The sequence below is a fragment of the Enterococcus sp. DIV0086 genome (genome assembly GCF_050498705.1).
Lineage (GTDB): Bacteria > Bacillota > Bacilli > Lactobacillales > Enterococcaceae > Enterococcus > Enterococcus faecalis.
Genome location: NZ_JBNIDN010000001.1, coordinates 1,141,040 through 1,157,986, shown reverse-complemented (window position 1 = coordinate 1,157,986; position 16,947 = coordinate 1,141,040). Strand labels below are relative to the sequence as shown.

Below are 16,947 nucleotides of genomic sequence, written 5' to 3'. Positions count from 1 at the left end.
ACATACTATTTGTAATAAGATTAAATGATTTGGCAAATCGAACACAGGAGTCATTAAAAATAAAGGAGGTTTATTATGGAACGAATTCCATGGGACCAATATTTTATGGGACAAAGCGTCTTATTATCATTAAGAAGTACTTGCACACGGTTAACTGTCGGAGCAACCATTGTTCGCGACAAACGAATTATTGCAGGAGGTTACAATGGTTCAGTCAGTGGCGGAACGCATTGTATTGATGAAGGATGCTATGTTGTTGATAATCATTGCGTTCGAACAATCCACGCAGAAATGAATGCAATTTTACAATGTGCGAAGTTTGGCGTCCCTACAGAAGGGGCAGAAATTTATGTGACACATTTCCCTTGCCTGCAATGTACAAAGATGATTTTACAAGCAGGGATTAAAAAGATTTATTATTTAAAGGATTACCGTAATGATGCGTACGCCCTAAATTTAATTGAACAAGTAGGAGCCACGGTTGAAAAAGTGACTTTAGTACCAAAATATTTTGCCGAATTACAATGGGGAGAAGAATTTGCCACACTTGAGGACAATCCTTCCTCAGCTGAGGAATAATTGGTTCTTCATAGCTCTGCTGACTAGTTGTGGGCTGTGGTGTTTTTTCGCACCTAGTCTATTAGGAGCTCTTCTTTTTTCTATCACTGTTATCCGTATTGTCTGTACAAAAAGTTTTCCTGTTATATTGGGAGGTTTTTTGTGCAGTTTTTTAATAGTAGGGGGCATATTGATTTTCCAGTGGTTAAAGCCAGTCTCTTTGTTGCCTAAAGAAGTCCGCTTGTCAGGACAGCTAACGATATTACCAGATGAAATACAAGTAGATGGTGATCAAGTAAAATTTCCTGCCAATTGGATCGTAAAAGGCAAAAGGCAGAAAGTGATGGCATTTTATCAATTAAAAAGTGTGAAAGAAAAACAGCAATGGCAACAACTAACCACAACCATTCAGGCAACCGCTGTAGGTATTTTAGACTCGCCCCAAGGTCAAACCAACAAAAATGGCTTCAATTATCAACTATTTTTAAAGAATCAAGGAATCGAAGCTATTTTATTCATTGAGGAGATAGGACAACCGTGTTCCTTTTTTTCTTGGCGGTTTAAAGAAATCATTAGCGGCTGGCGGAAGTGGGCGATGGTACATATTCAGAAAAATTTTGCTGATACTAGTGCAATGTACATGAATGCGTTGCTTTTAGGTTTTCGTAATGAAGAATTTGCTGAAATAAGCGATAAATTTTCAGCATTAGGCATTTTGCATCTTTTTAGTTTGTCAGGGATGCATGTTTCTTTTTTCCTTCGTTTATTTCGCTTGCTGATGCTAAGAATTGCTCGCCGAACGCAAGAAAGTTATTTTTTGTGGCAATGCAGTTTTTCACTGATATATGCTGGTTTAACAGGATTCTCAGTTAGTGTCATGCGGGCGCTTTTACAAACAAACCTCAATACGTTCAATCGACGGTTTAATTGGCAGGTTCCGGCCCTCGATTGTTGGAGTTTAACTCTCTTAGTGCACTTGATTGTTCAGCCAACCCTCTTTTTTTCAGTCGGCGGTCAATTTAGTTATTTACTTTCCTTTGTTCTGCTGTTTTTAGAGCAAACATTGGTTGGTTATTCTTCGCCTTTCATTAAAAATTGTTTAGGCTCTTTCCTATTGGCTGTGGCTTCCTTACCTATTTTAGTCCAATCATTTTATGAATGGCCCTTGTTAGGAAGTTTCTTAACATTTCTCTTATTACCAATTTTTGAACGGTTCTTGTTACCGCTTTTGACGTTGAGCTTTTTTCTAGTGATTATTATGCCAGCACGCTATTTAGCAGTCTTGCTCGAACCACTATTTTTAACAATGAATGGCTTATTTGAGTGGGTGCTAGTTCACTTAAATCCGAAGCTGACCATCGGCTATTTAAATTCTTGGATACAAATTAGTTTGTTATTACTAATCGGATTTTCAATGATTTATTTAGCAGACAAGTCTAAAAAAATTTTTTTCTCAATCGGACTACTAATTGTTTTGATAAATAGTAAATACCTTTCGCCAATTGGCATTGTTGCAATGATCGATGTAGGCCAAGGGGATAGTTTGTTTATCCAAGCGCCTTTTCACAGAAAAAATACACTAATCGATACAGGTGGTCGGTTGTCTTTTGACAAAGAAGCTTGGCGGCAACGGAAAAATAGTCGATCAGGAGCGGAATATTCAGTGATTCCTTTTCTCAAAAGTCAAGGGGTCAAACGTTTAGATGAAGTGATCATCACACACGCACATGAAGACCATTTTGGCGATTTATTAGCCATTGCGCAGAAGGTTCCAATTTCTGTTCTTTATTTTCCTAAAGGAGCAGCTGAAGCCAATTTTTCGTTTCGCCAAGTCTTGAAACAACTCCAAAAAAGCGGGACAGACTGTCGGCCAATTTTAGCGCCCAAGCGAATTAATGGGCCCGTTTCTTTTCAAATTTTATCACCAAATAAGAGCAGTATTGGGGGCAATAATGACTCGATAGTGTTTTCCACACAATTAGGCGGACGGCATTTTTTATTTACTGGTGACTTGGAAGCCGAAGGAGAAGAACAAGTGTTGGCTCGCTATCCCCAGTTGAAAATCGACATCTTGAAAGTCGGTCATCATGGTAGTAAAACGTCGTCTACTAAAAGATTTATCAAACAGCTTAATCCGCGAGAAGCATTGATTTCAGCTGGACTGAATAATCGTTTTAAACATCCTCATCAGGAGACATTAGCGACGCTGGAGGAGCAAAAAATAAATTATTATCGGACCGATCTTCAAGGAATGATTTATTATCAATGGTTACCCTGGCAAGGGCTTTCTAAAGCCAAATTTGTTAAAGAACAAGACTAGTATTTCCAGAAGTAACATGATAGGATAAACAAGAGAAACGAGAAAAGGAGCGAGCCAATGGAGTTACAAAAAGCTTTGAAAGAAGTGCGAGAGCAAAAAATCGCTCCAGTTTATTTATTAATAGGAACAGAACTTTATTTAACTGAATTATTTAAAACAACATTGATGAAAGAATTGTTGACGGAAGAGGATGATCAATTTAACTTTTTCTCATTTGATATGGAGGAAACACCTTTAAGTGCAGCGATTGCTGAAGCGGAAACAATTCCGTTTTTTGGTGATTATCGCCTTGTCTTTGTGGAAAATCCTTACTTTTTAACTGCCGAAAGAAAAACAAACGGTGTGGAACATGATGTCAATCTTTTATTGAATTATTTGGAAAGTCCATCACCAACAACTGTTCTTGTTTTTATGGCCTCTTATGAAAAATTAGATGAACGTAAAAAAATTACCAAAGCATTGAAAAAAAATGCCACAGTAGTTGATGTCAATCCAATGGATGAAAAGGCTATTCGTCAGTACATTTCTCAAACGATTGAGAGTGAAGGGTACACTATTCGCTCCGATGCTTTTGATTTATTACTTCAATTGACAGACTTGAACTTATCAAAAATTATGGGAGAATTACAGAAGCTGTATTTATATGCCCTTGAAACGAAGACAATTACACGAGGTGCGGTTCAAGAATTAGTCCCTAAGTCTTTGGAACATAATGTTTTTGACTTAACCAACGAAGTACTTTCTGGAAACAGTGAAAAAGCTGTTCAATTGTATGAAGATTTACTTTTACAAGGAGAAGAAACCATTAAGTTAAATGCAATCTTATTGAATCAGATTCGCCTTTTTCTACAAACAAAAATTTTGGCTAAGATGGGCTATCAACAAGCGAATATTGCTGATACATTAAAGGTTCATCCTTATCGAGTCAAGTTAGCGTTACAACAAGTCCGACGATTTGAATTGTCTCGATTAGAAAGACTTTATGATGAATTAGTTGAAAATGATTACCGCATGAAAACGGGCCAAATGGATAAAGAATTACTATTCCAATTATTTATTTTAAAATTGACTGCGCAAGCAAAATAAGAAAGTACCAGAGACAATCGTCATACAACGATTGTCTCTGGCACTTTCTTATTATTTAGCTCCTAATAGTTCTTCTTTTCCGTGAACAAGCTGTGTCAACATGGCACAGAAAGGTGTTGCTACGTTGTATTTTTGTCCTTTGCGCCAAACAGCACCATTAATGTAATCAATTTCTGTGAGACGATGATTTTTAATTAAATCTTGATACATAGACGGATAGTGCAAGCCAATACCGTTTGGATCATAAGTTTGAGCAATATGTGTATAGACTTCTGCTTGATCTAAATGAATGGCTTCTTTTTCTGCGACTGCTGCAAATTCACTGATTAATGTTTTAACAAGGGATTCACTAACAGGTAGTGCGCCAAATTCGGCAATATTACAATCAAGGATTGTACACAAACCGTTTAGCGTGCCATTGACACAGGCTTTCCGCCAAATAGAGTAGCGAACATTGCTACTATAGCTTGGATTTAAACCAGCTTTTTGGAAGACATCAACGACTTCTAAAGCAAATTCTTTACCAGAAGGATCAATATTTTCTAATTCAATTTCGCCATCACCTAAAAGTTTAACACGTCCCGGTCCTTCTAAACCAGCTGTCCACATGGTAATGCCAACCAAGATGTTTTCTTTTGGTACATATTTTTCTAGTACATCTTCATGACCTAAGCCATTTAATAAACATAGTACATATGTTTTTTCGGTAATCATTGGTTGAATCGCTTTAAACATTGCATCTAATTGTTGTGCTTTGGTTAAAGCGATAATTAAATCTACTTGTTCATTTTGATGGTCAATTTCTTCTGGTGAGAAGATTGGTAGGTTCGCGACAACTTCTTCTCCGTTAAAATCAGCGATTAAACCATTTTTACGAATGGCTTCAATGTGTGCGGGCCATTGATCGATTAAAGTTACATCATTTCCGCCTTGATGCAACATAATTCCTAAACGGCTGCCCATAGCGCCGGCACCAGCAATTGCAATTTTCATGTGTATCCATCTCCTTAAAAGTTCTTTAACCGTTATTATTATACAGCAACTTTCCTAAAAATGAATAAATGGGACTTGCAAATTTGTTATTTTTTAAATGTTTCCTAAAAAGTAAGGATTGCATCAAATGGTAAAGTAAGCTAAAGTAAAGCGTGGAAAAGTTTATAAATGAAAGTAGAGGAATCGTTAATGACGAAAGAAAAATTTTGTCGAGAATCACGAGTGATTCAAACACATCGTGTATTTCCCTTTGATTTAAATCCCTTTGGTGCACTATTTGGTGGGAAATTAATGTCTTTAATTGATGACGCCGCATCCATTTCCGTTTCACGACATTGTCGGAGAGGGGCAGTTACAGCATCTTTAGATAACTTGAATTTTTTAAAACCTTTAAAAGAAAATCACTCAGTGTGTGTTGAAACTTTTGTTTCTGGCGTGCATCATAAATCGATGGAAGTATTTGTTAAAGTTGTAGGAGAAGATTTAACAACTGGCGAGCGTTATTTAGCGGCGACTTGTTTTACAACTTTTGTAGCCATTCCGTCTCATATGAATCCCGAAAGTGACTTCCAATTAGCGGCAGTCGTCCCAGAAACTGCAGAAGAAAAGTTGATTTGTTCCAATTATGAAACGAGACGACAACAACGTTTAGCTTTGCGAGAAGAGACTAAATTATTTAGTCAACATCTCACAACGGATTTACCGTGGATTGATTCACCTTTATAAAAAAATGTCCGAGTCTTTGTGAAAACAGACTTGGACATTTTTTGATGAAAAAAGAAGCTAACATGAATGCTAACTTCTATCTCACATTATTTAGCTAATTTGCTTAAACGAATTTTATCGCGGTTAGCTTTGTTTTTATGGATTAAACCTTTAGTTGCAGCCATATCAACAGCTTTAACAGCTTCGTTGTATAAAGCATCGACGTTATCAGCTCCAGCAGCTACAGCTTCTTCAAATTTCTTGATTGCTGTACGCATTGCGTTTGTTTGAGATGAATTTTTCGCATTCGCGTTAGCACTTGTACGTACGCGTTTGATTGCAGATTCGATATTTGGCATTTGTTTCACCTCCGATGATTTAGGTTTTACACTGGTCAGCCAATGTAATTCAACAGTAATCATTATACCTAATCCATTGTTCCATTGCAATAAAAGACGACAAGTTTTTTTCCTTAACAGACAATTTCAAGAAAAAAATAAGAAAATTTGCCAGAGCCTTAAGAAAAAAGCATACATTTTTTTTAAAACATGCTATGATAAAATAGATAAATGAAAAATGGTGGTGTCTTTGTGAGTATTGCATTATTGGTAACGATTACTTTGGTAATGGGTGTAATTTTTGTTAACGGTTGGACGGATGCGCCGAACGCAATTGCAACCGCTGTCTCGACTCGGGTGTTAAAACCGAATGTCGCAATTTGGATGGCTGTTGTGATGAACTTTTTAGGTGCATTAGTCATGACCTTTTTTAATGCCCAAGTAGCTGAAACGATTAGTAACATTGTTAGTTTTGACGCAAATGGAAACGCTTCACAGGTGGCTTTGGCTGCTTCGCTTTTTTCAATTGTGGTTTGGGCAGTTGCTGCGTGGTATTTTGGTATTCCCACAAGTGAAAGCCATGCGTTAATTGCCGGCTTGACTGGTTCGGCAATGGCATTAGGTGGTTTGGGTGCAGTCAATGGCTCGGAATGGATCAAAGTGCTTGTTGGTCTAGTTGTTTCTACCGTTATGGGTTTTGGCGGCGGTTATTTGATTGCCAAACTTGTTGTGAAAGCTTTCTCGGCTGTGCCTAGAAGAAAAGCCAACAAATTTTTTACAGTTGGACAAGCCTTTGGTGCAGGAGCTAATGCTTTTTTACATGGTGCGCAAGATGGGCAAAAATTTATGGGCGTGTTCATGTTAGTGCTTTTTTATAATAATTTAGTCGAAAAAACAGGTGCCGGTTTTGTGATTCCGTTATGGGTTATGGTTCTGTGTTCCATTACAATGGGCATTGGAACTTCTGTGGGCGGCATGAGAATCATTAAATCAGTCGGGATGGATATGGTAAAACTCGAACGCTATCAAGGCTTCACTGCAGATTTAAGCACGGCTATTTGTTTATTTTTAGCATCGGCTTTTGGGATTCCAGTTTCAACTACTCATACAAAAACAACAGCGATTATGGGAGTAGGTGCTTCTAAGCGAATATCAAGTGTTGACTGGCGTATCGTGAAAGAAATGCTGATAGCATGGATTTTAACTTTCCCAGGATGTGGGCTGATCGCTTATGTGATGTCAAAATTATTTATTGCAATTTTTTAAGGAGAGAAAAACATGGCACGTAAAAAACAATTTGATTATTTTGGAGAATTAAACCAGTTAGCAACAAATGCTTATGAAGCGGCAAAGGTTTTGCAAGAAATTGTAGACAATTATTCATTAGAAAACTTAGTAAAAAAATCAGAAGTGATTCATCAATTGGAAAAAGAGAATGATGAAATTGTTCGCAAAATTTTAAATGAACTCTATATTTCCTTTATTACGCCGATTGATCGAGAAGATATTGTCGATATTACGGATCACTTAGATAACATTATTGATAGCATTAATAGTTTGTCTTATTTACTTGATCATTTAGTTGTCGAAGAAATGATTGCGCCCGCGCTAGAATTAACTGCTTATATTGTTAAAGCGACAGAAGGCGTTAAATCAGCAACGAAGGAATTTGCAAAATTTAAGAATTCTAAAACGTTAGTTTCATTGATTGATGAAGTGAATACGATTGAATCTCAAGGCGATAAATTATACAGTAGCGCCATGAAAGATTTGATGACTAACGAAAAAGATTTATTGAAAGTTATCAAGTGGAAAGATGTTTATGATCAGCTTGAGCGCACGATTAATGATTGTGAATCAGCTGTTAATATTATTGTCGGAATTGTCATCAAAAATACGTAAAGAAAAGAGGGGGAGCTGTTGGTTAAAGTAATTGTTGATGCTGATGATTTTGGGATGTCAGAAGCGATTAATCATGGCATTATCAAAAGTTATGTCGATGGTTTAACGACGTCGACACTTTTGATGCCCAATTTACCAACAGCAGAACACGCCGTTGCGTTAGCAAAAAATTATCCAGGATTATTTGTAGGTCAGCATACGAATTTTTTATTAGGGAAACCTTGTGCGGACCCATGTATGATTCCTTCACTGGTAGATGAACAAGGCAATTTTCATCGCTCTTCTTATTATCGTCAACAAAAACAAGTAACCTTCGTATATGAAGAAGTACGACTTGAAACGATTGCGCAATTGACGCGCTTTAAGGAACTAACTGGACATTATCCTGAACATTTTGATTGCCATTCGATTGGTGATGAAGTGGTTGATCAAGTATTTTTAGAATTAGCAGAAGAGTACGGACTTCATACAACCCTGAAATATAGTGGGGAAAAAGAATATCCACCGCAACAAGGTTATTTCCAGGTGACACATTTGTTAGAGTCTGGGGCGTTATCTTATATTCACGAAGGCGTATCAGTGGAGAATTTTTTAAAAGATGACTTTGGTTTATTACGGATGCCGGAATCGGCAATTGCTGAGATGCATTTTGATGTTGGGTATTTGGATCAATTTGTGTTAGACAATTCTTCTTATACCACTTTACGCTGCAAAGAATTAGCAACGATTTGTGATCCTCGTGTTCGTCAGTGGTTTGAAGAACAGGGGATTGAGCGAATAACGTTTGGCGATTTAAAAAAATAAAACCGTTGCTTTCAACAGTGAAAGCAACGGTTTTATTTTTATGAGAATAACCAGTAGCCAATTAAAATCGCACCTAAAATTACACGATACCAACCGAAAACTGTAAAATCGTTTTTCTTCAAGTAATTCAATAAGAATTTAATCGCAATGATGGAAACAACGAAGGCAACAATAGAGCCAGTTAATAAAATAATGATTTCTTCTGACCCAAACGTATTTCCTTTGGCCAAGAATTTAAAGATTTTTAAAAAACTTGCTCCAAACATTACTGGAATTCCTAAGAAAAATGAAAACTCTGTTGCAACAAAACGTGAGGCCCCAATTAAGATTGCCCCTAAAATGGTCGCTCCTGAACGTGAAGTTCCTGGAATTAATGCCAGTACTTGGAAAGCACCAACGATTAAAGCGGCTTTATAAGTGAAGTCTTTTAGATTAGTACACTTCGGTGCAACATTTTTATTTCGTTTTTCAATGATAATAAAAGCAATCCCATAAACAATTAACATAATCGATACTGTTAAAAAGTTATAAAAATGTGCATCTAAATAATCATCAAATTTTAGACCAATAACTGCCGCTGGTAAACAAGCGACTAAGACTTTAGACCAAAGAATCCAAGTATCTTTTTTCTCTTCGCCATTTTTCTTTGGTGAGAAAGGATTCAATTTGTGGAAGTATAAAATAACAACCGCCATAATTGCTCCCAATTGGATAACGACGTTGAACATTTCCATAAAATCTTTACTTAGATCGAGTTTAATAAACTCATCCACTAAAATTAAATGTCCGGTACTACTAATTGGAAGCCACTCGGTAATTCCTTCGATAATACCAAGAATAATTGCTTTCCATAGGTTAGCAAAAAGCATGTCACCATTCCTTTCTGAAATAAATGTATAGTAGGCCTATAAAGGTTAATTATACAGTGTTTTTGATTATTTGAATACCAATTTGAATACTATTTATTAAAAGTTAGCGTAATTAGCTAATTTTTCAATGGCTGTTCTTTCAGAGGTCTTAGTTACATGTGTATAAACATCCATAGTAGTATTTATGGTTGTATGACCGAGTCTTTTTTGAACATCTTTTATAGTAGCTCCTGATTCAAACAACAAAGAAGCATGAGTATGTCTAAAAGAATGAGGTTTTATACTTCCACGATGTAACTTTTCTTTTAATAAGTAGTTTAAACTGTTTCTGTTTAGATATTGATTATTTATATCATGGAAAATAAGCTGGTTGTTATTGTTTTTTACACGGATCCCGTTCTTTAATAAAAATATTTTTTGTTCTTTTTTCCATTTGAGTAATTCTGACAGCGTTGTATCATCAATCCCAATTGTGCGAATTGACGCTCTTGTTTTTGGGGTAAATAAAAGATATTCTTTATTAACATGAGTTACAGTTTTATTCACAACCAACTGTTTCTGTGAAATATTAACATCTTCCCAAGTTAAAGCGTATAGTTCGCCTTTTCGTAATCCAGTAAATGCTAGAACGCGAAACATTAAGTAGTCTTGAAAACTTAATTTGTTTTTAGCTTCTTCGAGAAACTGCTTTAATTCACTTAGTTCTAAAAATTGTTTCTTATCAGTTTGATTGGTTTGGTTTCTCTTGGGCATTACAATATATTGCATTGGATTTGTTTCAATAATATCCTGTGAAACAGCGTAGTTTAACATTTTTTGAGTTATAGATTTTAACAAATGAAAAGCCGAATATTCTGTACTCCATTTGTTGACTGTTTTTTGGCACATTAATTTCGTTACCTTGTTTATTTTTATGTTACCAAATTCCGGCAATATATGAAGACGAAACATGCGCTCTGTGTGGCTTGCTGTGATAGGTTTAACTGTGTTTACATATTGGGCATACCAAAGTTCGAAAACGTCTTTAAACGTGTTGTAATTCTGTTTCATAAAGCCTTTACTATCTACTTCAAGCTCTAATCTTGAAAGAGCTAATTTCGCTTCTTTCTGCGTTTTAAATCCACGTCTCGTAGTCCGTTTTGATTTACCAGTGACTGGGTCAACGCCTAAATATGCGTTAAACATATAGGCGGTTGATCCATCTTTTTTTGTATATTTTTTTATTGTAGCCATTTAATCAGCTCCTTTTTGTTTTGTTTTTGAGAATTTCTTTTTCAATTGTCTTGTTCAATTTATCCATTTTTGCTTTATTTAAAAAATCAAATTTTTTCACTTTACTTCTAAGTTTCATTTTTTTGTATTTTTCAAAGTCATGAATTGACAATCAAAGTAGAACTTATCCAGCATTATGGTCAGCAGAACCATCATCGGTTTTTTCATCAGCCAACATTTCTTCAAATAAATCATCAAGGGCATCAATACCAAATTCTTCTGCATAACGGTGCAGGTTTCGTAACGTGCGTTCGTCTAAATTATTGAAGTGTTCTAATTCTTCTTCAATTTCCTGATCTCTCAATTTTTCTTTAGCAAAAGCGAGCACTTCTTTTTGCCGCTGCTCTTCTAGTTTAGCTGTTGTGTCGGTTATCTGGGTTAAGATGGTAGCGGGGTGTCTCTCCTCTACTAAATCAGCCTTAGATATTGAAAAGTAATTTGACAACATCTCAATTTTATCAATTCTAGGATAAGTTTTAGCTTTTAGCCAGTCTGTTAAAGTTGTGTAACTTATTGATAAATCATCTGATAATTTTCTTCTATCTATACCTTGTCTATCCATGTAATACTGAATATTTTTGGCCATTACTTCCTTATTACCTAAATTACTCATAATAAAACACCTCCTTTAAATTTGATTCTACACGCAATATAATACGGTTTAACCGTAAAAAAGTCAACATAAATAAGGAAAAATTGTTTGTATAACATAATATATTAAAAAATAAAATAAAAAAATTAAAGTTTTCACTTGACATTACGGTTTAACCGTAATATTATAGTTTTGTACTAAGGAGGTGATGGAGAATGAAAGTAACTCTAAAAGGTCTGCGTGCAATGAGAAATTGGACACAAAGAGAAGCAGCAGAGGCTATAGGTGTTTCAGTAGAAACATGGGCGAATTATGAAAAAGGAAAAACTTATCCAGATGTACCGGTTATTAAATCAATTGAGAAGACTTTTGATGTCACGTATAACGACATCATTTTTTCTCCACTTAATTACGGTTTAACCGTAAAGTTAAAACAACCAACCTAGGAGGTGAGAAGGGTGGAAAAAGAAAATGACAAAGAATTGAACTTGTTAAGCACTGGTAATCGGGTTAACTCGTTAATTGACAGAGAAAATGTAGTAGCTCTAAACGAATATCTAGCAGAGGTGATTGATTACGCTAAGAAAAAGAAAAACCCAAAAACTGTTGCAGCAGTTTCAGGGCTTATCGAGTCGATGAAGGTTCTTAATAGTTAGTAAGGTATAAACGTACTCGAATTATCATCATCACGCTGGTTAAATTCCTCTGCAAGTTTCTTAGCTTCGATATACATGTTTAATTTTTCCTGTAGATCAAGTTTTGAGTCAGAAGAAGAAACGACAGATTGAGCAAATTTTTCAGCATCAATAATCATATTATTTCACCTCACTTTCTATAGTGAGTGTACCAAAAAACCTAGGAGGTGACCACAATGACTAATGAAAATAAGAAGACTACCCATCAAAAGAAGGATAGTCGTAATGAAATTTCTGCAGAGTATATAGATACTGGAATAATTAATCCTCTCATTAATTATTTCAGCATTGCCGTGCTGATAACTAATTATATCAAACAAAGCGAATCATAACTAATAAAAATAAGGAGGTACACCCGATGCAGGAGATCGAATTTCTAACAGAGCAACTAGACAACGAAATAAAAGAACTTTCTGAACAGATTATTGGTTGTCAGAAATCTGCATTGGCACTTCAAGAAGAATACCAACGTCTAGTTGCAAAACGTGAATATATTTTGCTAAATGAGGAAATATACGTAGCGAACAAAAAAACCAATTTTACCAAAAAGGAGCTACAAAAGAAATTTAAGTTGGGCGACGAAACGTTTAACATGATTAAAAAAATTGGGTGTTTAGAGGAAATTGACAAAAGAGGCAATGCAAAGATTTATGATTTAGAACAATTTATACAAGCAAGAGAAGAGTATAAGTTGTGGAAGTCGAAACGGTAACACTAGCCACACCATAAAATGCGGGCAATGTAACAAATACAAACGGGATAAATAAGGAGGCAGAACATGAAAATAACGATTGAAACAACACCAGAAGAGATAGGGAAAATGCTCCAAGCTATTGGGAGTAGCAAGGAGCAAAACATTATTACTGTAAAAACTGACTATAATTCTGGTGCAGAACCAGCAAAAATAGCATCGATAGAAGAAATACGTAAAGCCATATCAGGGATGTTGTGACGACCATTACCAGAAAAAACAGTGACATCTTCTAAATAAATATAGACAGATTCTAATTCTTCGTGCGATGAAGATGATAATTTTTTATTTCTTTCAGAAACAATTGCAGCTGCTGTTGTAAATACTACAGAGCTGGTGTTTATTTTATCATTTTCATATGAATTAAAGTCTAATCTCTCATCGTCGAATGGCAGAACAGTACCATACACGACTGAACCGTTTACTAGGAATCCAGTTTTATTTCTTTTATCCGCATCTTTGACAGTATTAGAAATAACATAGGCTAACTGTTCAGTATATTCATTATCTTTATACAACATATTATTCACCTCACTTTCAAAATAATTATATCAGAAAGGAAATAAACCAAATGAATAATTTAGTAATTATGAAAAACCAAGAAGCAGTAACAAGTAGTTTACAAGTTGCTGAAGTTTTTGGCAAAGAACACAAAGTTGTTCTAAAAGCCATTGATGAATTAAAAGAGGGGGTGGCACAAAATTATGCCGACCTATTTTACGAAGATACCTACATTCATCCACAAAACAAACAATCTTATCGCCAAGTTATCATGAATCGCGACGGCTTCACTTTATTAGCAATGGGGTTCACTGGTCAAAAAGCATTGCAGTTCAAACTGAAATATATTGAAGCATTTAATCAAATGGAAAAAGAAATTCAACAGCCCAAACTACCAACTTCCAAAAGAGAACTAGCAATGCTTGCTTTATCAGCAAATGAAGAAACAAATGAGCGTGTAGATGTAATTGAAAAAGAAGTAGCCGACTTAAAAGACAATCAAAAAATCGGTGCAGATGATTATAGCTACTTATCACGACGAGTTCATCAGCGAGTAGCAGAAGTGGCAAGAGGATTTGGAAAAATCACAAAGGAACAGCGTGGAAAGTTATATAAAGATATTAATTCAGGTATTAAGCAAATCACAGGCGTGGGTACCCGATCACAATTAAGAGAGAAACATTATCCAATCGTAATTGAATATATCAATGACTGGGAGCCGTCCACAGCCACAAAAACAGTTGTAAGACAAATGAGCTTAGACTTAAACGATATAGCATAGGAGGAATTTTTAAATGAAGAAGAAAAAAGCAATTAACTTAAGACATATTGCCATGTTACTAATTATGTTTGGATTGGGATTGATCGTAGGAATGGATGTCCCGCCAAAGTTTCAAGTGTTGTTTATTATCGTTTCTATAGTTTGGTTCTTAGTTTACGACCATGTGATTGAAAGTGGATGGAGAAAGGTGAAGTCGAATGGATAAAGTAATGGATGAACTATTGAGAGAACAGAAAAAAACAAACGAATTGCTCCAAACTATTGCGAGTAGCATGGAGCAAAATGTTATGAAAATAGATATTGATTATTCAAAAGTTAATAAAAAAGTTGTAATACCAACTTTCAATGGTACCTGGAGCCTATCTAAAGAAGGGTTTGGATTTAAGAAATTACAAAACTAAATCGATTATTACTAATTTCTTTTAAAGGATAGTTTGTATAGTAGGAAACTTTTCCGTTGGAAATTTCTGTTAATACTAGGACTTTCACTCCATTTGAGTACTCAATATAAACTTTTTGAACATTTCCTTCATCAATAATAGTTTTTTTAGCATCTGATTCATTTTTTACAAAAGGTGTTTCAATAAAGTGATCTTGATTGTCAAAATGGTACTCATGTTTTAGTTCAGAAAATTCATTCATTCTATTCACCCCATATTAGATTATTTTCCTAGTACGTAGATAAGTGGAGCTGCTTCCATATCATTCATTCTAATAATATGGTTTGGATAGTAAGTGTTAACGGACAATAATTTCCAACCGTCTTTCAAAAGTTCGTTAACCTCATCTACGCTTTTTGATTCTTTAATTTCAGTGACATTTTCCATTAAATTCACCACCTTATCAATTATTTCAGCAGACCACTTGCTGATAAGGAAATTATACCAGAGAAAGGAATAAAAAGAATGACCAGAATAGAAAAACTAGGGCAAACGAAAAAAAGACTAACAAGGACGGCCATCCAAGTTAGTCACAGAGATAAATATAATTACACTAAATTATACCATGAAAGGATGTGCTCAGTAAATGGAAAAAAATATTAACGTAGCATTAAGCGAACTTAGTGAAGGGGCTTTGCAAGAACGATTTGAGTTTGAATTAGGCCAAGTAATCAAAAATATCAATGACCTTAATACTGATCCAAGTAAAAAAAGAAAAATAACAATTGAGTTAACGATTCTGTCTGATGAGTACAGAGAAGATGTAGTGATTGATTTCAGCGTTAAATCAAAATTAGTTCCTAGAACAGGTGCAATTTCTCGGGTTATTATCGGTGAGACAGACACAGGAAACCCAGTAGCAAATGAACTAAAAAGTGGACAACGTGGGCAACTTTACTTCGATCCAGAAGATTCAGAGCTTAAAGATGATAAAGGGATGCCCATTTCAGAAATTGAAGAAACAGAAAAAATAAAAAAATTTAAAACGAATTAGGAGAGAAAAATCATGACAGAAAATTTAAAAGATGCATTAGAGTATGCAGTGAAATTAAGCGAAGATCAAGAAGTTATTTATTCGGTAAACGGGGAAAATTTTTATGACAGAAACAAGGCACGCTTTGTGGAACTAACGCCAATTAAACGCGCAGAAACATTAACGATCCATTCATTATCTGGATTAGTTGGGTATTTAAAATCGCAATTTTCTTCAAATGAAAAACAAAGTGAGCAATTATTGCTACATGTTGAAAGTCCAACAAGAGTTGCAGTTTATTCAGCACTAGATGTGGACCGGAAACGTGAAAGCCTTATTGAAGCAACAGCTTTACTTGAAATATTTCCTTATCGTCGTTTTATGGATTCTGAAGATTTTATTATTAATGTTCAATCGTTGGTTCAACGTGACCTTGATGCATCTGCAATATTAGCTTGTGCTAGTAGCATTCGCATTGAAGGCGGAGGTGATTTAATTGATAACGGAATTTCGCAAGTAGCAACCGTAAAAGAAGGTGCCGCTACGTTAACAAAAGCAGAAGTTCCAAGCCCGGCAAGTTTGCGACCTTATCGTACATTTTTAGAAGTAGAGCAACCAGCAAGTCCCTTTGTTTTTCGGATTAATAAACAGGGAGATTGTGCGCTTTTTGAAGCAGATGGGGGTATTTGGAAACACACCGCTATGGAAAACATTCATATATTTCTTATGAACGAATTAAAAGAATTAATTGAAAATAATGTACTAACTATTATTGCATAAAAAAAGAAAGGCCTTGAATCTAGAGATAGATTCAAGGCATACAAAATATAAATTCAAGGAGATTATAACATATGAATGAGAAAATGAAAAATCTATTTTTTGAATTAAAAAAAGAAGCTGAAAAAGAACAAATTGATATTTTATGTGGTGCTTATATAAAAGAAAGTCAGGAACAAGTATTGCTTGTTAGCGGTGAATCAAGAATACAAGCGATTTTGTTAATGGAAATCTTATCTGTTATGGAATCTGAAGAGTGTGATTGCCCAAACTGTCGAAAACGAGAAACAGACAAAAAAGAGCAACAAGCTAATCCTGAACTTGATATGCTATTAAACGCTTTCTTGCGAGGTGAATTGAAATGATTGATATTACCGGATTAAATGATTCAATCTATGAAAATATGTTGGCTTACGAACAAAATGAAGTCGTTAAAGCCATCCACACAGCTTCAAGCTATGGACAAACGAGTGTAGTGGTCCGTAAAAGAGGTCTAACTCATCAGTTTAAAGCCTCCTTAGAACTTGAGGGAATTGGCATTTTAGATCACAAGGACGACACAAAAGCCAAACTAGTATGGGAGTGGTAGT

General features: G+C 35.2%; 27 protein-coding genes. 18 read left to right on the top strand and 9 right to left on the bottom strand.

The window, feature by feature from the left end; translation table 11 throughout:
* Positions 1-75 precede the first annotated feature (75 nt).
* The 3 genes from IGI63_RS05590 to holA are packed head-to-tail and all read left to right on the top strand — an operon-like array spanning position 76 to position 3,964.
* Positions 76-579, top strand: a complete 504-nt coding sequence (locus IGI63_RS05590) for a ComE operon protein 2 (protein WP_002356697.1) — start codon at positions 76-78, stop codon at positions 577-579.
* Positions 580-613: 34 nt separating this feature from the next.
* Complete coding sequence (locus IGI63_RS05585; protein ID WP_429975984.1) at positions 614-2,878, top strand: DNA internalization-related competence protein ComEC/Rec2; 2,265 nt, start codon at positions 614-616, stop codon at positions 2,876-2,878.
* A gap of 57 nt (positions 2,879-2,935) precedes the next feature.
* Entirely contained in the window at positions 2,936-3,964 is a 1,029-nt protein-coding gene (holA, locus tag IGI63_RS05580; RefSeq protein WP_002362655.1) for a DNA polymerase III subunit delta, read from the top strand.
* Positions 3,965-4,015: 51 nt separating this feature from the next.
* Here the strand turns inward: holA and IGI63_RS05575 are convergent, their stop codons facing one another.
* On the bottom strand, positions 4,016-4,957 hold the full coding sequence (locus IGI63_RS05575) for a ketopantoate reductase family protein (protein ID WP_002397139.1): 942 nt from the start codon (positions 4,955-4,957) through the stop codon (positions 4,016-4,018).
* 168 nt (positions 4,958-5,125) lie between these two features.
* Here IGI63_RS05575 and IGI63_RS05570 point away from each other — a divergent pair, with 168 nt between their 5' ends.
* Positions 5,126-5,683: an acyl-CoA thioesterase gene (locus IGI63_RS05570; RefSeq protein ID WP_002382741.1), complete on the top strand. Its 558-nt coding sequence runs from the start codon at positions 5,126-5,128 to the stop codon at positions 5,681-5,683.
* 86 nt (positions 5,684-5,769) lie between these two features.
* On the opposite strand, the gene rpsT is transcribed toward IGI63_RS05570, so the two are convergent.
* On the bottom strand, positions 5,770-6,021 hold the full coding sequence (gene rpsT / locus IGI63_RS05565; protein WP_002356703.1) for a 30S ribosomal protein S20: 252 nt from the start codon (positions 6,019-6,021) through the stop codon (positions 5,770-5,772).
* Between the two features lie 210 nt (positions 6,022-6,231).
* Between rpsT and IGI63_RS05560 the strand changes: the two genes are divergently transcribed.
* The 3 genes from IGI63_RS05560 to IGI63_RS05550 are packed head-to-tail and all read left to right on the top strand — an operon-like array spanning position 6,232 to position 8,706.
* Entirely contained in the window at positions 6,232-7,266 is a 1,035-nt protein-coding gene (locus IGI63_RS05560; RefSeq protein WP_429975501.1) for an inorganic phosphate transporter, read from the top strand.
* Positions 7,267-7,278: 12 nt separating this feature from the next.
* Positions 7,279-7,902 carry a DUF47 domain-containing protein gene (locus IGI63_RS05555; RefSeq protein ID WP_002400859.1) on the top strand — a complete coding sequence of 208 codons (624 nt, stop codon included), beginning with the start codon at positions 7,279-7,281 and terminating at the stop codon, positions 7,900-7,902.
* Positions 7,903-7,920: 18 nt separating this feature from the next.
* Positions 7,921-8,706 (top strand): ChbG/HpnK family deacetylase, encoded by a 786-nt coding sequence (locus tag IGI63_RS05550; protein WP_010820181.1) that lies wholly within the window; start codon positions 7,921-7,923, stop codon positions 8,704-8,706.
* A 38-nt stretch (positions 8,707-8,744) separates the two neighbouring features.
* Here IGI63_RS05550 and IGI63_RS05545 read toward each other — a convergent pair whose 3' ends face one another.
* The 3 genes from IGI63_RS05545 to IGI63_RS05535 all read right to left on the bottom strand — a co-directional run bounded on the left by IGI63_RS05545 (position 8,745) and on the right by IGI63_RS05535 (position 11,460).
* Positions 8,745-9,575, bottom strand: coding sequence for an undecaprenyl-diphosphate phosphatase (locus IGI63_RS05545; protein WP_002356708.1), 831 nt, complete (start codon positions 9,573-9,575; stop codon positions 8,745-8,747).
* Between the two features lie 96 nt (positions 9,576-9,671).
* The gene (locus IGI63_RS05540) at positions 9,672-10,808 is read right to left on the bottom strand and encodes a tyrosine-type recombinase/integrase (protein WP_429975500.1); all 1,137 of its coding nucleotides are present in this window, start codon (positions 10,806-10,808) and stop codon (positions 9,672-9,674) included.
* Between the two features lie 163 nt (positions 10,809-10,971).
* A complete protein-coding gene (locus tag IGI63_RS05535; protein ID WP_429975499.1) occupies positions 10,972-11,460 on the bottom strand; it encodes a helix-turn-helix domain-containing protein in 489 nt (162 codons plus the stop codon).
* A gap of 194 nt (positions 11,461-11,654) precedes the next feature.
* Here IGI63_RS05535 and IGI63_RS05530 point away from each other — a divergent pair, with 194 nt between their 5' ends.
* Together IGI63_RS05530 and IGI63_RS05525 are read left to right on the top strand one after the other, a co-directional pair.
* Positions 11,655-11,885, top strand: a complete 231-nt coding sequence (locus tag IGI63_RS05530; protein WP_429975498.1) for a helix-turn-helix transcriptional regulator — start codon at positions 11,655-11,657, stop codon at positions 11,883-11,885.
* A 12-nt stretch (positions 11,886-11,897) separates the two neighbouring features.
* Positions 11,898-12,095 (top strand): hypothetical protein, encoded by a 198-nt coding sequence (locus IGI63_RS05525; protein ID WP_429975497.1) that lies wholly within the window; start codon positions 11,898-11,900, stop codon positions 12,093-12,095.
* On the opposite strand, the gene IGI63_RS05520 is transcribed toward IGI63_RS05525, so the two are convergent.
* The gene (locus IGI63_RS05520; protein WP_429975496.1) at positions 12,092-12,253 is read right to left on the bottom strand and encodes a hypothetical protein; all 162 of its coding nucleotides are present in this window, start codon (positions 12,251-12,253) and stop codon (positions 12,092-12,094) included. The two genes, IGI63_RS05525 and IGI63_RS05520, sit on opposite strands and share 4 nt — an antisense overlap.
* Positions 12,254-12,310: 57 nt before the next feature.
* Between IGI63_RS05520 and IGI63_RS05515 the strand changes: the two genes are divergently transcribed.
* Both IGI63_RS05515 and IGI63_RS05510 read left to right on the top strand, forming a co-directional pair.
* A complete protein-coding gene (locus IGI63_RS05515) occupies positions 12,311-12,466 on the top strand; it encodes a hypothetical protein (RefSeq protein WP_429975495.1) in 156 nt (51 codons plus the stop codon).
* Positions 12,467-12,492: 26 nt separating this feature from the next.
* Positions 12,493-12,846: a hypothetical protein gene (locus IGI63_RS05510; RefSeq protein ID WP_429975494.1), complete on the top strand. Its 354-nt coding sequence runs from the start codon at positions 12,493-12,495 to the stop codon at positions 12,844-12,846.
* A gap of 164 nt (positions 12,847-13,010) precedes the next feature.
* Here the strand turns inward: IGI63_RS05510 and IGI63_RS05505 are convergent, their stop codons facing one another.
* The gene (locus IGI63_RS05505; protein WP_429975493.1) at positions 13,011-13,406 is read right to left on the bottom strand and encodes a hypothetical protein; all 396 of its coding nucleotides are present in this window, start codon (positions 13,404-13,406) and stop codon (positions 13,011-13,013) included.
* Positions 13,407-13,456: 50 nt separating this feature from the next.
* Here IGI63_RS05505 and IGI63_RS05500 point away from each other — a divergent pair, with 50 nt between their 5' ends.
* From IGI63_RS05500 to IGI63_RS05490, 3 genes are read left to right on the top strand one after another with little or no spacing between them, the layout of a single operon-like run.
* On the top strand, positions 13,457-14,167 hold the full coding sequence (locus IGI63_RS05500; protein ID WP_429975492.1) for a Rha family transcriptional regulator: 711 nt from the start codon (positions 13,457-13,459) through the stop codon (positions 14,165-14,167).
* A 13-nt stretch (positions 14,168-14,180) separates the two neighbouring features.
* Positions 14,181-14,372 (top strand): hypothetical protein, encoded by a 192-nt coding sequence (locus IGI63_RS05495; RefSeq protein ID WP_429975491.1) that lies wholly within the window; start codon positions 14,181-14,183, stop codon positions 14,370-14,372.
* On the top strand, positions 14,365-14,568 hold the full coding sequence (locus IGI63_RS05490; protein ID WP_142427688.1) for a hypothetical protein: 204 nt from the start codon (positions 14,365-14,367) through the stop codon (positions 14,566-14,568). Before IGI63_RS05495 ends, IGI63_RS05490 begins: the two co-directional genes overlap by 8 nt.
* Here the strand turns inward: IGI63_RS05490 and IGI63_RS05485 are convergent.
* Together IGI63_RS05485 and IGI63_RS05480 are read right to left on the bottom strand one after the other, a co-directional pair.
* Positions 14,549-14,809 (bottom strand): hypothetical protein, encoded by a 261-nt coding sequence (locus tag IGI63_RS05485; RefSeq protein ID WP_429975490.1) that lies wholly within the window; start codon positions 14,807-14,809, stop codon positions 14,549-14,551. The genes IGI63_RS05490 and IGI63_RS05485 overlap by 20 nt on opposite strands.
* A 20-nt stretch (positions 14,810-14,829) precedes the next feature.
* A complete protein-coding gene (locus tag IGI63_RS05480) occupies positions 14,830-14,994 on the bottom strand; it encodes a hypothetical protein (RefSeq protein WP_429975489.1) in 165 nt (54 codons plus the stop codon).
* Positions 14,995-15,193: 199 nt separating this feature from the next.
* Between IGI63_RS05480 and IGI63_RS05475 the strand changes: the two genes are divergently transcribed.
* The 4 genes from IGI63_RS05475 to IGI63_RS05460 all read left to right on the top strand — a co-directional run bounded on the left by IGI63_RS05475 (position 15,194) and on the right by IGI63_RS05460 (position 16,946).
* Positions 15,194-15,601, top strand: coding sequence for a hypothetical protein (locus IGI63_RS05475; protein WP_429975488.1), 408 nt, complete (start codon positions 15,194-15,196; stop codon positions 15,599-15,601).
* Positions 15,602-15,613: 12 nt separating this feature from the next.
* Positions 15,614-16,360 (top strand): hypothetical protein, encoded by a 747-nt coding sequence (locus IGI63_RS05470; protein WP_429975487.1) that lies wholly within the window; start codon positions 15,614-15,616, stop codon positions 16,358-16,360.
* Positions 16,361-16,431: 71 nt separating this feature from the next.
* Positions 16,432-16,722 carry a hypothetical protein gene (locus tag IGI63_RS05465; RefSeq protein ID WP_429975486.1) on the top strand — a complete coding sequence of 97 codons (291 nt, stop codon included), beginning with the start codon at positions 16,432-16,434 and terminating at the stop codon, positions 16,720-16,722.
* Positions 16,719-16,946 (top strand): hypothetical protein, encoded by a 228-nt coding sequence (locus tag IGI63_RS05460; protein WP_429975485.1) that lies wholly within the window; start codon positions 16,719-16,721, stop codon positions 16,944-16,946. Before IGI63_RS05465 ends, IGI63_RS05460 begins: the two co-directional genes overlap by 4 nt.
* Position 16,947: the final 1 nt, after the last annotated feature.